The following is a 15,818-nucleotide window of genomic DNA, read 5'->3' as shown; positions in this document are numbered from 1 at the left end:
CCCTTCCAGGAGAACTGCTCCACCTGGGAGACACCGAAGACGTCGTCCTCACCGGGGTCGGTGAAGTCGATCGGCTTGCCGCCGGAGGTCATCGGCTGCAGAGCACCGAGAGCGGTCTCACCGGTCGCGTTGCGCTTGAACCAGATGTTCGGGAACGCCAGGAAGCGGTGCCAGGCCACACCCATGCTGGTGTTCAGGCCGATGGTACAAGCCCACGCGAGCGAGATGGTCACCTTCAGGCCCGCGAACAGGTAGACCAGATTCTCCAGTGTGCCGGTGCTCAACCCCTCGAGCGCGCTGGCGATCGGGTAGGAGACAAGGTGCCGTACCCCGTAGCCGGACGGGTTCAAGGCGCCTTCCAGCGCCCGCAGCATCACGATGCACACGCCGATACCGACAATGGTGAACGAGACGTAGTAGCCCTGCCAGGCGGTGGAGCCCGCGAAGCGCGACTTGCGGCCCGGCCTCGACGGGCGGCTCAGCAACCGGATGACGATCAGGGTGGCGCAGCCCAGGGCGATCAGCGCGCCCAACAGCTCGGTATAGACCTCGTAGAGCACCCAGTGCCCGACGACGGGCAGGACGAAGCGAGGGTCGAAGAGTTCCCCGTACGCCGATACCAGGCTGAGCAGCAGGGTGTAGAAGCCGATGGCCACGAACCAGTGCGCGAAGCCCACCATGCGCCATTGGTTCATACGGGTGTGTCCGAGGAACTCCCGCACCAGCGTGGCCGTACGCCGCACGGGGGCGTTCGTGCGGGAGGAGACGGGTACTGACTGCCCCGACCTCACCAAGCGGAAGATATAGGCGGCTGCACGGGTCGCCAGCGCGACACCAGCCACGCTGACAACCAGTGAGACCACAATCGCGGCAATCTGCATGGGCTCCCCTGCCCCTCTCGTCCCTCTACTTGTTCTTCTTCCAACGGCCCCTGCGACACCCGGAATTACCGGACAGTAACATACTGGACGGTGTCGCCGGGGCCAGGCGGGACCGGCCACGCTGCGGCCCCCGGCGGGTGCGGCCGGGAGGTTCTCAGCGTCCGTGGGCAGGCTCTCAGGAGGCGCTGCGCCGGTCTTGACCGGACGGCTCGGGGTTGAGCAGGCCCAGCTCCGCGGCGCGCACCCCCGCCGCGAAGCGGCTGGTGACCCCGAGCCGCTGCATCAGCTCCGCAATCTGACGGCTGATGGTACGGGGCGAGACTCCGACGTTGCGGGCGATCTTCTCGTCCTTGACACCCTCCGCCAGCATGCGAACGATGGCCGTCTGCTCCTGGGTCAGGTCGACGGCGGCCTTGTCCCGCCGGCCGACGGGGTACGGCGTCGCACCGTGCCAGATGTGGTCGAAAACGGCCGTGAAAGAGCGGATGAGCTGCGGTCCACGGAGCACCGCCATGCCCTGCTCGGGCGCTTCCGGATCCAGCGGCAGCAGGGCCAGGCTGTTGTCCGCGATGAACATGTGCAAGGGCACCACGGGGGCGAGTCGCAGGGCGACGCCGATGTCGGCGAGGGCCTCGAAGTGCACGGCGTAGTCCGCAGTGGCGGCGTGCCGTTGCAGCTGCAGGTGGCGGACGGTGATGCCGCGCTCGACCAGGTGCCGGTCGCGGCTGAGGTCGCGGCGGAGCTCGAGCAGGGAGGGTACCCGGCCGGCGTGCATGCAGGACACGACGTCCTGAGCGGTGTCGGAGAGGTCGTTGAGAGTCTGGAGCAGTTCGATGCGGCCCGAGACGACACTCAGCTGGATCTCCGACCGTTCGGCCGCGACTGCCGGCATGTACACCTCGACCAGCGCCCCGACGGCCTGCTCCAGGCGGCGGACCTCCTGGGCGCGCTGCTCGGCGAGGGCCTGCTGACGGCGTAAAACTCGCAGCAGGGCGGCCTCCGGTGAGACCGGGACGATCTGCTCGCCCTCGCCCGGGGGGCGTGCGATCAGGCCCAGGGCCTCCAGAGACGGCCAGACGTGCGCGGCTTCTCCGCCGGACAGCCCCAACTCGCGGGCCAGGGTCTCCGGCTCGACCCCGCCCCGCGCAAGGAGCTCCAGATAGACCGAAAGCTTCGACGCCTCGGACATCCGGCTTCTGCCGGCGCTTTCGTCGACGTGTATCCCCATCGTCCCCCCTATGAACGAACAGCGACTGAACTCGGCGGTGCAGGAATCAAGTTGGCATGCCATTACTCACTGGTAGGCGCACTTCGCGTCCAGTGCGACGAATGTCACGACATGCTCGCGCGATGCACGAAGCGCGGGTGCGGCCTCGGTCTGTGCCCTGGCTGTTTCAGGCGGTCGCATCCGGTGCCGGTTCCGATGCGTTCACGGTCCTGCCGGGTCCGTGACGCGGGGCCGGCCTGCGGCTCTTCGAGCCTGGCCGCCCGCCGCGCGGGATCGATGACGCGGATCGGCACCCCGGAGCCTGCCCCGGTCCCAGCCACCAAGACCAGCGGATCGGGCGAACTGTCGTGGCCGAACGCCGGGCCGAGGCCTCCACCGTGGCAGCGACCTGCATATCGCGCCGAGGGCGGTGCGGCCGCAGGACCAGGCTCACATGTCATCCGACAGCGGACAAACCTACGGGATGGCATGCATCCGCCATGGCTCGTTTCCGCACCGCCCGCCGGGCTCCGCTGGCGAGTTCGGATGCATAGAGTGGCGTGGAAGGCGCCCTTGCGGAAGGCATTCTCCATGCCTTCGCTGCGCCACTCTTCGCATCATCGGTGTACATAACGGGGGATAGCATGAATCGTCGTCGCACAGAGTAAGCGCGAAGAGCCGATGTGAGGACAGCCGTCGGCAATCGGTATTCCACGGGCGGCTGGGCCGTCCCGGCGTGAGACAAGCAGCAGACCCTCTCCGGCATGCGGGGCATATCGGGCATACCCGTGCCCGGGTGCGTGTCATTCGCCAGCCGGATGCACGGCGGGCGCCTCTGTGCTGCACATCCGTCGAGCAACCGGGAGTTCGTCCCCCCTGCGGCGCGAATCGCGTCTCGTCGTCGGCTGTCGTCCGCATGCCAGAAATCCCCACCACTACGTTGGGTTCAGGAGCATGTTCGAAGTGAGTCAGAAGATCAATACGGGTTCGAGCGGCGTCACGATCCTGCTGAAGCGCGCGCAGAGCGGGGACGAGCGGGCCATGGAGGACCTGCTCCTGCACATCACCCCTCTCGTCAGGAAACTCTGCCTTCCCATAGCCCACAGGCACTGCGCCGACGCCACGCAGGAGGCACTGCTGGCGATCTACCGCGGGATCCGGGGCCTCAGGGAACCCGCGGCCTTCTACGGCTGGGTCAGGGCGGTCACCACGCGCGAGGCGGTGCGCACCTCCAAGCGGGTCGGTCAGCGCATCACCGAAGAGTTGTCGGACCTGCCCCACAGCGCTGATCCCTTCGTCCCCATCGATGTCGCCGACGTGATGGACCGGCTGCCCGGCTACCACCGCGAGGTGCTCACCCTGCGCGCCTACTACGGCCTGGACGAACAGGAGATGGCGGCAGTCCTCGCGCTGCCCGTCGGCACGGTCCGCTCACGGCTGTTCCGCGCCCGGAGGAACTTCCAGAGTGCCTGGCGCCAGCAACCGGCCTGAGTCGAGGGATTGCCGGCGCGCCCGGCCGCCTCTCAGCAGAGGTGTCGGCCGGTACCCATCAGCCCGCAAAAGCCCGTGGAAAGCGCACTCCGGGCCATCTGCCCGCCCTCTGTCCTTCCCGGAGGCCCTCAGCATGACCACCCGTCGCCTAGAGGTCTGCATCATCGGCGCAGGACCTCGTGGAGTCTCGGTACTGGAGAGACTCTGTGTGAACGCACGCGGCCACCAGGCCGAACGCACCATCACCGTGCACATGGTCGACCCGTGCCACCCCGGCGCCGGAAACGTCTGGCGCACGGACCAGCCGGGCCACCTGCTGATGAACACGGTCGCCTCCCAGGTGACCCTGTTCACCGACGACAGCGTGGAGATCGACGGTGTGCGGGCCCCCGGCCCCAGCCTGTACGAGTGGGCCGCCCGGGAGGCCACGACGCGGCCCTGCGACGACCACGACCCCCGGGTGCTGGGCGAGATGGCGTCGCTGACCCCCGACTCCTATTCGACCCGGGCTTTCTACGGCCGTTACCTGAAGTGGGTATTCCGGCATGTCGTGACGACCGCACCCGCCAACGTCCGCGTCCAGGTCCACCGCACCCGCGCAGTATGGCTGGGCAACGAGCAGCACGACAGCCAGAGCGTGAAGCTGGAGAACGGGACGCTCCTGTCCCGCCTCGATGCCGTGGTTCTGGCGCAGGGTCACCTGCCCGTCGAACCGACGGCAGCCGAAAGGGAGATGGCCGCCTTCGCGGCCGAGCACGGCCTGACCTACATACCCCCGGCCAACCCCGCGGACGTGGACCTGTCCATGATCGGCGCGGGCGAGACCGTCGTCCTGCGCGGCCTCGGCCTGAACTTCTTCGACCACATGGCACTGCTCACCGTGGGCCGCGGCGGCAGGTTCACCCGCCGCAACGGGCATCTGGTGTACATGCCCTCCGGGCGCGAGCCGCGGCTGTACGCGGGGTCGCGGCGCGGCCTGCCCTACCACTGCCGAGGACACAACCAGAAGGGCGCGCACGGCCGCCACACCCCCCAACTGCTCACTGCGGACGTGATCGAGGAGCTGCGACGGACCTCGGCGGCGGCAGGCGGCCTGGACTTCCGCCGCGACCTGTGGCCGCTGATCGCCAAGGAGGTCGAGACGGTCTACTACACGGCCCTGATCGCCAGAGAGCAGGGTGACCTGGGTGAGGCGGAAGGCTTCCGCAAGCGCTACGTCCCCCTGCCCCGGGGAGGCGACGAGGAGCGGCGGCTGCTGGACGAGGCCGGCATCGCCCCCGCGGACCGCTGGAGCTGGCGGCACATCACGCACCCCTACCGGGACCGCACCTTCGAAGGCCCAGAGGATTACCGGCACTGGCTGCTGGAAACGCTGCGCCAGGACCTGGCCGCCGCCCAGGAGGGCAACGTCGACGGGCCGCTCAAGGCCGCCCTCGACGTCCTGCGCGACCTGCGCAACGAGATCCGCCTGCTGGTCGACCACGGCGGCCTCACCGGCCGCTCCCACCGCGACGACCTCGACCGCTGGTACACCCCGCTCAACGCCTTCTTGTCCATCGGGCCGCCCGCCCAGCGCATCGAGGAGATGATCGCACTCCTCGAGGCGGGCGTACTCGACGTCCTCGGTCCCCGGATGAGGATCGACAGGGCCCAGGACGGCTTCTTCGCCGCCGGCTCCGACGCGGTGCCCGGCCCACGGATCCACACCCGCGTACTTGTCGAGGCCCGGCTGCCCGAGCCCGACCTGCGGCGCACCGCCGACCCCCTGCTGCGCCATCTGCTGAGCAGCGGGCAGTGCCGTACACACCGGATAGCCGATGCCGGGTCCGATTCCTACGAATCGGGCGGACTCGCGGTCACCGGCCGCCCCTACCGGCTGATCGACGCAGCCGGGCAAGCCCATCCCACCCGGTTCGCCTTCGGCGTCCCCACCGAGGGAGTGCACTGGGTCACCGCCGCCGGAATCCGCCCGGGAGTGAACTCGGTGGCCCTGGGTGACTCCGACGCCATCGCCCTGGCCGTCCTCGCCCTGCCGGGCAGGACCCCCCTCGCCGACGCTCCGTGCGACCCCACCACGGTGTGACCCCACGCGCTCCTGACCACGATCCCTTCCCGAAAGCAGACCGCCATGTCCCTCCAGCAGGACCCTGCGCCCAGCGTCGCGATCGCCGACGCCGGCCTTCTGTCTCCCGTGCGTGCCGGAACCAGGATCGAGGACACCACCTCCGATCAGGCATGGCTCCAGGCGATGCTCGACGCCGAAGCCGCCCTGGCCAGGACCCAGGCACGGCTCGGCACGGTGCCGGAGGCCGCCGCACGCACCATCACCGTCACGGCCCGCGCCGACCGGCTGGACCTGCGCGACATCGCACTGCGTGCCCGGGGCGCGGCCAACCCCGTGGTCCCCCTGGTTGAGGAACTCACCGCGGCCGTGGCCGCCGTCGACGCCGACGCCGCCGCATACGTGCACCGCGGCTCCACCAGCCAGGACGTCCTGGACACGGCGATGATGCTGGTCACAGCCCGCGGGCTGGAGCTGATCCTCGCAGATGTGTACCGCGTCGCGGACGCGCTGGCCGTCCTGGCAAAGCGGCACCGCGGCACACTCATGGCGGCGCGTACCCTCGGCCAGCAGGCCGTCCCCACGACCTTCGGGCTCAAGGCGGCCGGCTGGCTCCAGGGCGTGACGGACGCTGCCGGACGGCTGCACCGCATCGCTGGGCAGGGGCTGCCGGTCCAGCTCGGTGGCGCTGCGGGCACTCTGGCCGGATACCTGGAGTACGCCGGCCCGCAGCCCGACGCCGACCGCGACGCGTACGTGGAGCAGCTGATCAGGGGCTACGCCGCGGAGACCGGGCTGGCCGAACCTGTCACGCCCTGGCACACCGTGCGCACGCCGGTCAGCGACGTGGCCTGCGCCCTGACCTTCCTCTGCGGCATCCTGGGCAAGTTCGCACTGGATGTGCAGTTCCTCGCGCGCACCGAGGTAGGTGAGGTGGCGGAGCGCTCCGTGCAGGGCCGCGGGGTGTCCTCAGCCATGCCGCACAAACGCAACCCGGCCCTGGCCGCACTGGTACGCACCGCATCCTACCAGCTCCCCGGCCTTGCCGCCGGACTGGCGCAGACCGTCGTCGCCGACGACGAGCGCCCCGCCGGCGCCTGGCACGCCGAATGGCAGCCGCTCCGTGAGTGCCTGCGCATCACGGGCGGTGCAGCACACACGGCCGCCGAACTGGCCGAGGGCCTGGAGGTCTTCCCCGAACAGATGCGCCACAACCTGGACCTCACCGGTGGCCTGGTGATCTCCGAACGGATCGCGGCCGTACTCACCGGTGTCCTGGGCCGGGCAGCCGCCAAACAGCTCCTCGATACTTCCTGCGCCCAGTCCGCGCGAGGCGGCCGGCCCCTGCTGGAACTATTGGCCCAAGATCCCCGGCTCGCCGGGAAACTCACCGAGCAGCAGTGGCAGGAACTGGCCGATCCGCACAACTACACCGGCGCGGCAGGCCTGTTGGTGGACCGGGTACTGGCCGCCTACCATGCCACGCGGCCCTGCACGGGCATCGGCTGAGCCGAACACGACCCCTCCGGCCGATCACGCCGTGCGAGCCGAGCCCTACCAGAGGCTCTGCCACCCCGGGCCTGCCCGCTACGGTAGGCCGCACGTGGTGCGCACGGTGCCGGTGCGGGCGGCGCGCCGGCAGCCGCGGTTGATCAGCGTCATCAGCGAGCCGATGTGTCCGGTGGTGCGGATGTCGAGGTAGTCGGACAGCTCGTCGGCGAGCATGCCGGGGAACTTCCGGCACAGCACGATCCGCTTCTCCAGCGCGAGCAGCATCGTGCGCCACTCGATCCGGTGCTTGTCGTTGGTGACGGTGAACGGCTCCATCGGCAGCGGCGTCGTACGGCGCGCGGTCTGCGCGAGGGTGATGTCGCCGCGCGTGGCAGCGAACACCTTCTTGCCGGGCGGTCTGCTCGTCGGCCGGCAGGTCGCTTGAGGGGCACCAGCGGCGGTGCCGTTGCCGGTCGCCCGGTCAGTACTGCGCGGCGGTCCAGCTGAGCACTCCCGGGCCCACCGGGCGAACCGCGACGTCCAGTACGCGGCCGGGCAGGCGTCTCGGCCAGGCCCGGAACCCGCCCGGCACGGGCCGGATCGCGATCCCGAGCAGCATCGTCGGCGCCTCCTGAGGCGCCAGTAGCGTGGAGAACGCCTTGAAGGCGGCCTCCTTGGCGGAAAAGGCGGCGAGCAGTCGCCTCTCGTCCTCTGCTTCTCCCGCCTCGGTTCTCGGGGTGCGGTTCAGCCAGCTCTGTTCGTCCGGGGAGAGCACCAGACGGGCTGCCCGTGGGGGCAGCGGACGCAGTTCAAGGTCGATGCCCACGGACGGGGAGCGCCACCGGGGCGCGGCAAGGGCGACGGCCGCGCCCGCGCAGTGGGTGATCGATCCGACGCTTCCGGCCGGCATCCTCGGTCGGCGCCCTGCGCAGAGGATCTCGCCGGCCGGGATACCGGCGCGGGCCAGCGCGCGGCGTGCCGCGCACCTCCCGGCGGTGAACTCGCGGCGGCGTGCCGGGAGCATGTCCTGGAGGAGGCGCTCCTCACCGGGTCCGGCAGGTACGGCGTCCGGGCTGTCGACCGTGGCCACGCCGAGGAAGAGGCCGTGCTCCTCGACGGCGGGGCGCAGGCCGAGCAGCACCTGCTCGGCCCACGCCCCGTCGGGGGTGCTCAGCACCGGTCGCGCAGCAGGGCGGGCCAGGTGGCGGGATTGTCGTCCAGGTAGCCGGAGAGCCACTCGGCCCAGCGCTCCAGGCCGAAGCCCAGACAGACGGAGAACGCCGGCTGGTTGCCGAAGTCGATCTCGAAGCCCTTGCCGAAGTGTTGGTTGTGGTAGTTGAGCGAGGAGACCGCGACGGCGGAGCCGTTGTGCGCCATGCGCCCCACGAGTTCGTACTTGACGTCCATGGCCGCCTGGAAGTTCGCCAGTTCCGGGCGTTCCCTGGTGAAGAACGGATCCCCGGCGGGCGCGAGCCGGCAGGGGAGCGCCATGTCGGTGGCCAGGGTGATCAGTTCCCCGATTACGGCCTCCCGGAAGGCGCGGGCGGAGGGGCGGTCGCCGAGGAACACGATCTCGCGCATGCTGAACGACCACAGGCGGGTCGGCGAGGTGCCGGCCTGGCCCTCGTACCGGCTGCACCGGCCTGTCGCGGTGAGCGTGAGCGGTTCGGTCAGTCGGGTACTGCCGAACCGCTCGAACAGGCTCACGCACACGGCCGGGGCCAGTACGACGGGGGCGGTCTCCAGCTCTGCCTCCCGCGCCCGTTGGTCCTTGGCGGCCGAGAAGCGGTCCAGGGCGTCCAGGTCCGGGCGCACCACCGAGGTGGCCGTGACGTGTTGCGGGAAGTTGTGGGTGTAGTCGGCCTTCTCCAGGGTGGACCACGGCACCATCGCGGGCACCGTGTACTCGTCCGCGCCCAGCCGGGTGGCGAGTTCGCCGAAGAGCCGGTCCAGTGCCCGGATCAGCCGGGCGATCTTGGGACCGCCGACGAACAGCCCCGGGCCGATACGGCCGTCCTCCGAGGCGGAGCCGGCCGGCTGCGCGGGCAGGTCCCACTGGTCCAGCTTGGTGGTGCTGCGGCGCTTGATCGGGCCTCCGAACCGCCGGTATGCCTCTCCTATCATGCGCTCGATCCGGTCGGCCCGGTCGGTGCCGGCGGCCGAGAACTCGACCTGGGGTACGTCCTCCAGCAGCAGTCGGTGGCTGCTCGCTTCGGTGAGGCAGTACTGGAGCATCGCCGTGAACTCGCGCCGGTTCTCGTCCGCGACTTCGCCCGGTGCCCTCCAGAGCCGCCGGACGTCGGTAACTGGTCCCGTCATCGTCGAATTCCCTCTCTTCCTTCCTGGCCGGTCACACGCGGGCGAGCCGCGCACGCCGGACAAACCCGGCCACCACGTTGTCGATCATGGTGAGGCCGTGGTCGTCGAACTGGGTCATCAGGGACTCGGGGTGGAACTGCACTGCCGCCAGCGGCCTGGTGCGGTGTTCGACGGCCATCGCCACACCGTCGGCGGTCTCCGCCGTGACGCGCAGGTCTTGCGGCAGGGTGGCGCGGTTGGCGTACAGGGAGTGGTAGCGGCCGACCGTGATCCGCTCGGGCAGCCCGGCCAGCACGGTGCCGCCGTCCTCGAGGACTGTCATCGTCGACGGCTTGCCGTGGTAGGGGCGGTCCAGGACGTCCAGCCGGCCGCCCAGGTATTCCACGATGGCCTGCAGCCCGAGGCAGACGCCGAACACAGGGATCCCCCGCGTCTCCGCCATCCGCAGTGTCCGTGCGGTGTCGAAGTCCGCCGGCCGCCCCGGCCCGGGCGACAGGACCACCAGGTCCGGGGCGAACGTGTCCATCAGATCCTCGTGGAAGCCGCTACGGTACGTCGAGGCCTGGGCGCCGACGTGCCGGAAGTAGGAGGCCAGGGTGTGGACGAAGGAGTCCTGGTGGTCGACGATCAGCACCCGGGCGTCCGCCGCGGGGGATGCCGCCGGTACCGGACGGGTCGGCGTGGCCCGTGCCGGTACGGTCTTCGGGGCGGGTCGCTCCAGCGCGTCCAGCGGAGCGAGGGCCTTCAGTTCGGTCTCGCGCTCCTCGGCGTCGGGGTCGGAGTCGAAGAGCAGGGTGGCCCCGGTCCGTACCACCGCCTCCCCGTCGCGGATGTGCACGGTCCGCAGGGTCAGCCCGGTGTCCAGCGTGCCGTCGAACCCGATGCGGCCGACTGCCCCGCCGTACCAGCGGCGCGGGGAGCGCTCGTGCTCCTCGACGAAGGCGATCGCGGCCCGTTTGGGTGCCCCGGTGACCGTGACCGCCCACATGTGCGTCAGAAACGCGTCCAGGGCGTCGCGGCCGGGCTGCAGGACTCCCTCGACATGGTCCACCGTGTGGATCAGCGTGGAGTACATCTCCAGTTGGCGGCGACCGATGACGCGCACGCTGCCGGGCTCGCAGACCCGGGCCTTGTCGTTGCGGTCGACGTCGGTGCACATGGTCAGCTCGGACTCCTCCTTTTCCGAGCCGAGCAGCGCCTTGACCTGCTCCGCGTCCTCGAGCGCGTTCCGTCCGCGCGCCGCGGTCCCGCTGATGGGCGAGGACTCGACCCGCCAGAGTTCGCCGTCGGCGGTCTGTTGCGGATGTACCCGTACGAACATCTCCGGCGAGGTGCCCACCAGGAACTCGCCCTCGCCGAGGTTCATCAGCATCTGGTACGGCGAGGGGTTGCGGTCGCGCAGGGTGCCGAAGAGTTCTGACGGGGTGGTGCGGCAGGTGCGCCGGAAGGTGCGGCTGGGCACCACTTCGAACAGGTCGCCGGCCCGGAACCGCTCCTGGGCGGTGCGCACCAGGTCGGCGTACTCCCCGGGCGTGTGGTCGGTGGTGGCGGACACCGGTGCGGGGCCGGTGAAGGGCGCCGGCGGGGTCAGTCGGCCGAGCCCGGCCGTACTGCGGCCATCTGCCTCGAACTCGTAGTCGAAGCGGAACGCCGTGCCGGCCACCGGGTCGAGGACGGTCACCGAGTCCGGGATGTGCACCACCAGGTTGCGGTCGTTGTCGTCGCGCTGCTGCTTCAGCGGCACCGGGTCGAAGGCCAGCACCAGGTCGTAGCCGAAGGCGCCGTACAGGCCCAGGTGGGTGTCCGGCGGCCCGGCGAACAGGTTCTGCACGGCACGCAGGAAATCGAAGGCGTTGCGGCGGCGCGTACGGTCCTCCTCGCTGCGGGGGACCTGGCCCGGATCGGCGCCGACGGCACCTGCGAAGCCCGGGCCCGGATCGCCGTCCAGCGGTGCCACGTCGGCCAGCGACTTCTCCGCGGCGCGGCGCAGTACGGGCAGCAGCACCTCGCCCCGTGCGTTGAGCGCACGGACCTCCACGCGGTGGAGACCGCGTAGCACGATCTCGACCGGTGGGTCGGTGTAGCCGACGCAGTGCCGCCGGTAGCGGCCCGGGTACTCGTAGTCGGAGCGGAACACCGCTCCGCGGCGCTGGTCGAGCGCGGACTCCAGCCGGTGCGCGGCGGTCCCCGCGTCCAGCTCGGCCCGGTGCCGCTCGATCAGGACTCCCCCGTCCGTCACCCATTCGTCGGGCAGAGGGCCCGCTGTGCTGCCGGTCATGTGAGGGGCCTCACCGTGTCCAGAACCGGGATGGTGCCGTCCGCCAGCCCCGCGGCGAGGACGTTTCGCTTCACCTTCCAGGTGGCGGTGTGCGGCATGTGCTTCCAGGCGATGTGCACCGGATTCGCCACCTTGGGCAGCGTGGCGACCGCGGCCGCCCATGCCTCGCGGTCCAGGGGCTCGTCGCGCCGGGTGCAGACCACCGGCTGGACGCCGCCGGGGAGCGTGACGAAGACCGCCTCGGTCAGCGCCGCGAGCCGGTCGAGGACGGTGTCCTCGGCCGACAGCAGGCTGTCCAGCTCGGGTGTCTGGTCGAACTCGCGGTCCAGCAGGTGCAGGCATCCCCAGCGCGAGCGGTAGCCGATGTCCTGGAGGTTCCACCATGTGCCGTCGCGCCGTTCGTCGTAGAGCTCCTGCTGTCCGACGTAGGTGATGCCGAGGCCGGTGGAGGTGGCCTCGATGAAGCCGTGCCGGGTTCCGTCGTCGATGCCCGGCCTGGGCCTGATGCGTGCCTTGGTCATGCCGGGGAAGGGGTGGCCCACGCAACGGCCGTCCGCACGGCGGATGTTGCGGCGTGTGTACAGGCGCATGGTGACCGGGCCGGTCTCGGTCTGCCCGTAGGACTGCAGATAGATCGGCCAGCGCCGCTTGCTGGCGCCGAGCATGACGCGGATGCTGCGCGGGTGGATGGCGTCGAACGTGCTCATGAAGACGCGCACGTTCTCGAGCGGCCCGTCCGGGTCGTCCGCCAGCTCCTCCCAGTGGGTGTACATGTTCGGGTGCGCTTCCACGCCACCCGGCTTGCACTCCAGGAAGATCTTGCGGACGTTGTCCACGTCCGCGTCGGTCAGCGCGGCGATGCCGATGCCGAGCTCCAGGGCGGTGGCCAGCGCCGCGAAGGTGCGGGAGTGCACGAAGGAGATGCACATCGCGTACGTCTCGTCGAAGCGCAGCCAACGTGCCATCCGCGCCTGCATGTTGATCGGCAGCTGGGTGCCGCGCCGCGCCGCGGCGACCATCTTCGGCACGCCGGTGGTGCCGGAGGTGTGCGTGATCAGTGCGGGGTCGTCGCCGGGGATCTCGTGGTATGGGGGGCGCTGGTCTGTCGCGGCGTCCTCGAGCGCGGTGAGCCCGGCGGCCCGGCCGCGCACCAGCATCGTGGACGGCACGAGGGCGCGCAGCCGTTCGCCGTGCTCGCCCGACTCACCGATCTTGGTCAGGTCGGTGACGAAGTGGGCCGGCCGCAGTCGGTCCATCATGGTCACCACGGTCTCCCACTCCAGGAAGGGTGCGAGCATGGCCGGTACGGCCCCGATCCGGGCGACCGCGCAGGCGAGGAAGAGCAGGTCGGCGTTGTGGCTCTTGTAGACGCCGACGACGTCACCGGGGCGCACCCCGGAGGCGTACAGGCGGGCGGCGATGTCCTCGACGAGGTCGGCGACCTGGGCGTAGGTGGGCCGCATACCGAGTTCGGGTGCCAGGTCGAACGGTTTGTCGAGGTAGAACAGGGACGCGGGGTGGCGGAGCGCTGCCTGCTGGGTCATCAGTCCCAGCGAGAATAGCTTTCCGGGCTTGGGCAAGTCAGCTGGGACCGGCACCGTTGGTTCACCTCTCAGGGGAAGGGCGTCTGGTACGGCGGGTGCGGGGTGCGGGGGGCGGTGGCAGGCTGGGACAGGAGGCCATGGGGAGCGGCCGGTCAGCCGACGGTCTGTGGTGAGCGCCGCGCCCGGTAGGCGAAGTCGGCGCGCTTGGGTGCGGAGCCCCGGCCGTCCTCGCGGATCCGGTGGAGGTACCACTGGACGAAGTCCCGGATCACCGCGCGGTCCATCGGGAAGACGGAGGCGTCGGCGCCGCAGACGGCGTCGGTGTTCGACTGGTCGAAGTGCTTACCGTTGACCATGTACGAGGCGTAGAACTGGATGCCGTCGTCGAGTTTCTTGTCGACGGCCGTCAGCATGCCCTGGCTGGTCACGAACTGCGGCCGGCGCAGCCCCACCAGCTCGAAGACCTCCTCGATGACATGACCGACCTGCGGGGACGTGGAGTTGTTGAGGTGGTAGATCCGGCCCAGCTCGCCGGCGGTGCCGATGGCGACCGCGTTGCGGGCCACGAAGTCGACCGGGACCAGATCGCACTCGATGGTCGGGTCGGAGATGATCGGGACGCGGCGGTGGCTGAGCAGGTTGCCCAGCTCGGCCTCCACGGAGCGCTTGAAGCGCAGCACGGAGGACACGAACCCGTACATTCCGGTGAAGCTGGTGGCGGCCCGGGTCACGCTGTGGCCGATCACGATGGAGGGCCGCAGGATGCGCCACGGCAGTCCGGACTCCCGTACGGCCTGCTCGCCGACGGTCTTGGTCGCCTCGTAGACGTTGTTGGCCCAGGTGGTGTCCTCGGGGGAGGACTCGGTCTGCAGTCCGGTGCGCCTGCCCGCCACGTAGGCGGTGCTCACCTGGTTGAACACCGGTTCGCCGAGGGACTTCGCGAGCGCGAGGACGTTGTGCACGCCCGTCACGTTCATCAGGTTGATCTCATCGGCGTGCCGGTCCTCGTATTTCAGCGAGGCGGCCACGTGCCAGACCGCGTGGACCGTGCCGATCCGCTCGGCGGTCGCGGCCAGGTCGGCGTCGGTGATGTCGCCGGCCACGGCGCGGGTACGTTCGAGCACCGAGGGCACGAGGTCCTGGAGGTCGTAGACCTCGGCCGCGTGGACCAGGGCGTCGTGCAGCCGTTTGGTCGCGGTCGCGTCGTCCTCGCCGCGGACGAGGCAGACCAGGTCGACGCCGGTGCGGGTGAGCAGTTCCAGGGCGATGGCACCGCCGACGAAGCCGGTGGCACCGGTGACGAGATGCTGGGCGGCGCTCTGGCCGGTGGTCGGGTTGGTGGTCGCGGCCACTACTGGTTCTCCCCCTTGGACATCGCCGCGGTCACGGCGGCGTCGTGGTGTCGGCGCAGGTACTCGGCGATGCTGGTGAGGCTGTCGAACACTTCGGTGGGCACGTCCATGTCCCACTCCATGCCGAGGGCGTCCTCGATGTGTCCGAGGAGCTGGGTGAAGGCCCAGGACTCCAGGCCGATGGTGGACAGCAAGGTGTCCGCCAGGCCGCTCTCGGGCAGGTCGGTCCGGTCGGCGACGACGATGCGCAGCAGCTCGCAGAGTTTGGCCGTCAGCGGGTCGTGGCTGTCCTGCACGGCGGCCGGCCCGGCCTGGGGACCGGGTGCCACTTCCGCGTCGCGCAGGGCGAGCTGGTCCAGGAAGTTCTGGATCGCGACCTGGAAACCGTCGCCGTCCTCCATGTACGGCAGGTGGCCCACGCCGGGCAGCCAGACGGTGGTGGAGTCCTCGACGAGGCGCCCGGCCTCGGCGGCGTTGTCCTCCTCCCACAGCGGGTCCTGGTCGCCGAGGAGCAGCAGGGTGGGCACCTTGATCTGGGAGAGCAGTTCGGGGCCGTCGGCCGCCTGGAGGGCCGACCTGAGGTTGGCCAGCATGGGCTCTGCGGGGTGGACGGCGGTGAAGGCCTCCCGCAGCCCCAGGTAGCCGGCGGCACCCATCGCGCGCATGGCGTCCTCGGCGAAGACCACCGAGTACAGGTGGTCCCACAGCGCCTTGGTGCCGCCGTTGGCCAGGGAGTTGATGCACGCCTTCTCGGTGGCGCGGCGCTTGAGGCCGTCCGAGGGGGTGCACGACGGGCCCACCATGATCAGGCCGGAGACCCGCTCGGGGTAGGCGGTGGCGAAGTCGCGGCAGATGAACGCCGAGGTGGAGGTGCCGACCAGGTAGGTCTGTGCGACCCCCAGGCCGTCCAGCAGCGCCAACAGGTCGAGGACGTGGTCGTTCCAGTCGACGTCGGCCTTCAGCGACGAGGCGCCCTGGTTGCGCAGGTCGTAGGTGAGGACGCGGTTCTTCTTGGCGAGCTCGGCGGTGTAGTTGCGCCAGATCGGGGCGATGATGAAGAAGTTGTTGACCAGTGTGACGTGCGGTCCTTGCTCACCCTGCACCTCGTAGTACAGCTCGATGTCGTCGGACACCTTGAGGGTCTGCTCCGAGGTGTAACGGATGTCGACCCCGAGTGGCCTGTCCATCTCTTT

At 70.2% G+C, this 15,818-nt stretch carries 11 protein-coding genes and 1 pseudogene; 3 read left to right on the top strand and 9 right to left on the bottom strand.

The window, feature by feature from the left end; translation table 11 throughout:
• Both AB0958_RS34850 and AB0958_RS34845 read right to left on the bottom strand, forming a co-directional pair.
• Positions 1-881 (bottom strand): annotated as a pseudogene (locus AB0958_RS34850) (Fe-S oxidoreductase); the annotation flags it as partial.
• A 175-nt stretch (positions 882-1,056) separates the two neighbouring features.
• Positions 1,057-2,070: a LuxR C-terminal-related transcriptional regulator gene (locus tag AB0958_RS34845; RefSeq protein WP_366894472.1), complete on the bottom strand. Its 1,014-nt coding sequence runs from the start codon at positions 2,068-2,070 to the stop codon at positions 1,057-1,059.
• A gap of 1,059 nt (positions 2,071-3,129) precedes the next feature.
• On the opposite strand from AB0958_RS34845, the gene AB0958_RS34840 reads away from it, so the two are divergent.
• The 3 genes from AB0958_RS34840 to pcaB all read left to right on the top strand — a co-directional run bounded on the left by AB0958_RS34840 (position 3,130) and on the right by pcaB (position 7,150).
• Positions 3,130-3,579 carry an RNA polymerase sigma factor gene (locus AB0958_RS34840; protein ID WP_366894474.1) on the top strand — a complete coding sequence of 150 codons (450 nt, stop codon included), beginning with the start codon at positions 3,130-3,132 and terminating at the stop codon, positions 3,577-3,579.
• A gap of 133 nt (positions 3,580-3,712) precedes the next feature.
• A complete protein-coding gene (locus AB0958_RS34835) occupies positions 3,713-5,662 on the top strand; it encodes an FAD/NAD(P)-binding protein (protein ID WP_366894471.1) in 1,950 nt (649 codons plus the stop codon).
• 45 nt (positions 5,663-5,707) lie between these two features.
• Positions 5,708-7,150 carry a 3-carboxy-cis,cis-muconate cycloisomerase gene (gene pcaB, locus AB0958_RS34830; RefSeq protein WP_366894470.1) on the top strand — a complete coding sequence of 481 codons (1,443 nt, stop codon included), beginning with the start codon at positions 5,708-5,710 and terminating at the stop codon, positions 7,148-7,150.
• Positions 7,151-7,228: 78 nt separating this feature from the next.
• Here the strand turns inward: pcaB and AB0958_RS34825 are convergent, their stop codons facing one another.
• The 7 genes from AB0958_RS34825 to AB0958_RS34795 form a co-directional block, all read right to left on the bottom strand.
• Positions 7,229-7,534, bottom strand: coding sequence for a hypothetical protein (locus AB0958_RS34825; protein ID WP_366894469.1), 306 nt, complete (start codon positions 7,532-7,534; stop codon positions 7,229-7,231).
• Positions 7,535-7,613: 79 nt separating this feature from the next.
• Positions 7,614-8,309, bottom strand: a complete 696-nt coding sequence (locus AB0958_RS34820) for a 4'-phosphopantetheinyl transferase superfamily protein (RefSeq protein WP_366894468.1) — start codon at positions 8,307-8,309, stop codon at positions 7,614-7,616.
• A complete protein-coding gene (locus AB0958_RS34815) occupies positions 8,303-9,451 on the bottom strand; it encodes a hypothetical protein (protein WP_366894467.1) in 1,149 nt (382 codons plus the stop codon). Before AB0958_RS34815 ends, AB0958_RS34820 begins: the two co-directional genes overlap by 7 nt.
• A 31-nt stretch (positions 9,452-9,482) precedes the next feature.
• Entirely contained in the window at positions 9,483-11,729 is a 2,247-nt protein-coding gene (locus AB0958_RS34810) for an anthranilate synthase component I (protein WP_366894466.1), read from the bottom strand.
• Positions 11,726-13,273, bottom strand: a complete 1,548-nt coding sequence (locus tag AB0958_RS34805; protein WP_366894465.1) for a class I adenylate-forming enzyme family protein — start codon at positions 13,271-13,273, stop codon at positions 11,726-11,728. The genes AB0958_RS34810 and AB0958_RS34805 overlap by 4 nt, the downstream gene beginning before the upstream one ends.
• A 152-nt stretch (positions 13,274-13,425) precedes the next feature.
• The gene (locus AB0958_RS34800) at positions 13,426-14,625 is read right to left on the bottom strand and encodes an SDR family oxidoreductase (RefSeq protein ID WP_366894464.1); all 1,200 of its coding nucleotides are present in this window, start codon (positions 14,623-14,625) and stop codon (positions 13,426-13,428) included.
• Complete coding sequence (locus AB0958_RS34795) at positions 14,625-15,812, bottom strand: alpha/beta hydrolase (protein ID WP_366894463.1); 1,188 nt, start codon at positions 15,810-15,812, stop codon at positions 14,625-14,627. Before AB0958_RS34795 ends, AB0958_RS34800 begins: the two co-directional genes overlap by 1 nt.
• Between the last annotated feature and the right edge of the window lie 6 nt (positions 15,813-15,818).

Source organism: Streptomyces sp. NPDC006655 (genome assembly GCF_040703965.1).
In the GTDB taxonomy this organism is placed as follows: domain Bacteria; phylum Actinomycetota; class Actinomycetes; order Streptomycetales; family Streptomycetaceae; genus Streptomyces.
Note: the sequence above shows the minus strand (reverse complement) of the source record. Positions and strands in the feature narration are given on the sequence as shown.

Coding starts and splice junctions, on each gene's coding strand:
- AB0958_RS34805 (WP_366894465.1), bottom strand. CDS start 13,273: ATGACCCAGCAGGCAGCGCTCCGCCACCCCGCGTCCCTGTTCTACCTC.
- AB0958_RS34815 (WP_366894467.1), bottom strand. CDS start 9,451: ATGACGGGACCAGTTACCGACGTCCGGCGGCTCTGGAGGGCACCGGGC.
- AB0958_RS34845 (WP_366894472.1), bottom strand. CDS start 2,070: ATGTCCGAGGCGTCGAAGCTTTCGGTCTATCTGGAGCTCCTTGCGCGG.
- AB0958_RS34810 (WP_366894466.1), bottom strand. CDS start 11,729: ATGACCGGCAGCACAGCGGGCCCTCTGCCCGACGAATGGGTGACGGAC.
- AB0958_RS34835 (WP_366894471.1), top strand. CDS start 3,713: ATGACCACCCGTCGCCTAGAGGTCTGCATCATCGGCGCAGGACCTCGT.
- AB0958_RS34795 (WP_366894463.1), bottom strand. CDS start 15,812: ATGGACAGGCCACTCGGGGTCGACATCCGTTACACCTCGGAGCAGACC.
- pcaB (WP_366894470.1), top strand. CDS start 5,708: ATGTCCCTCCAGCAGGACCCTGCGCCCAGCGTCGCGATCGCCGACGCC.
- AB0958_RS34840 (WP_366894474.1), top strand. CDS start 3,130: ATGGAGGACCTGCTCCTGCACATCACCCCTCTCGTCAGGAAACTCTGC.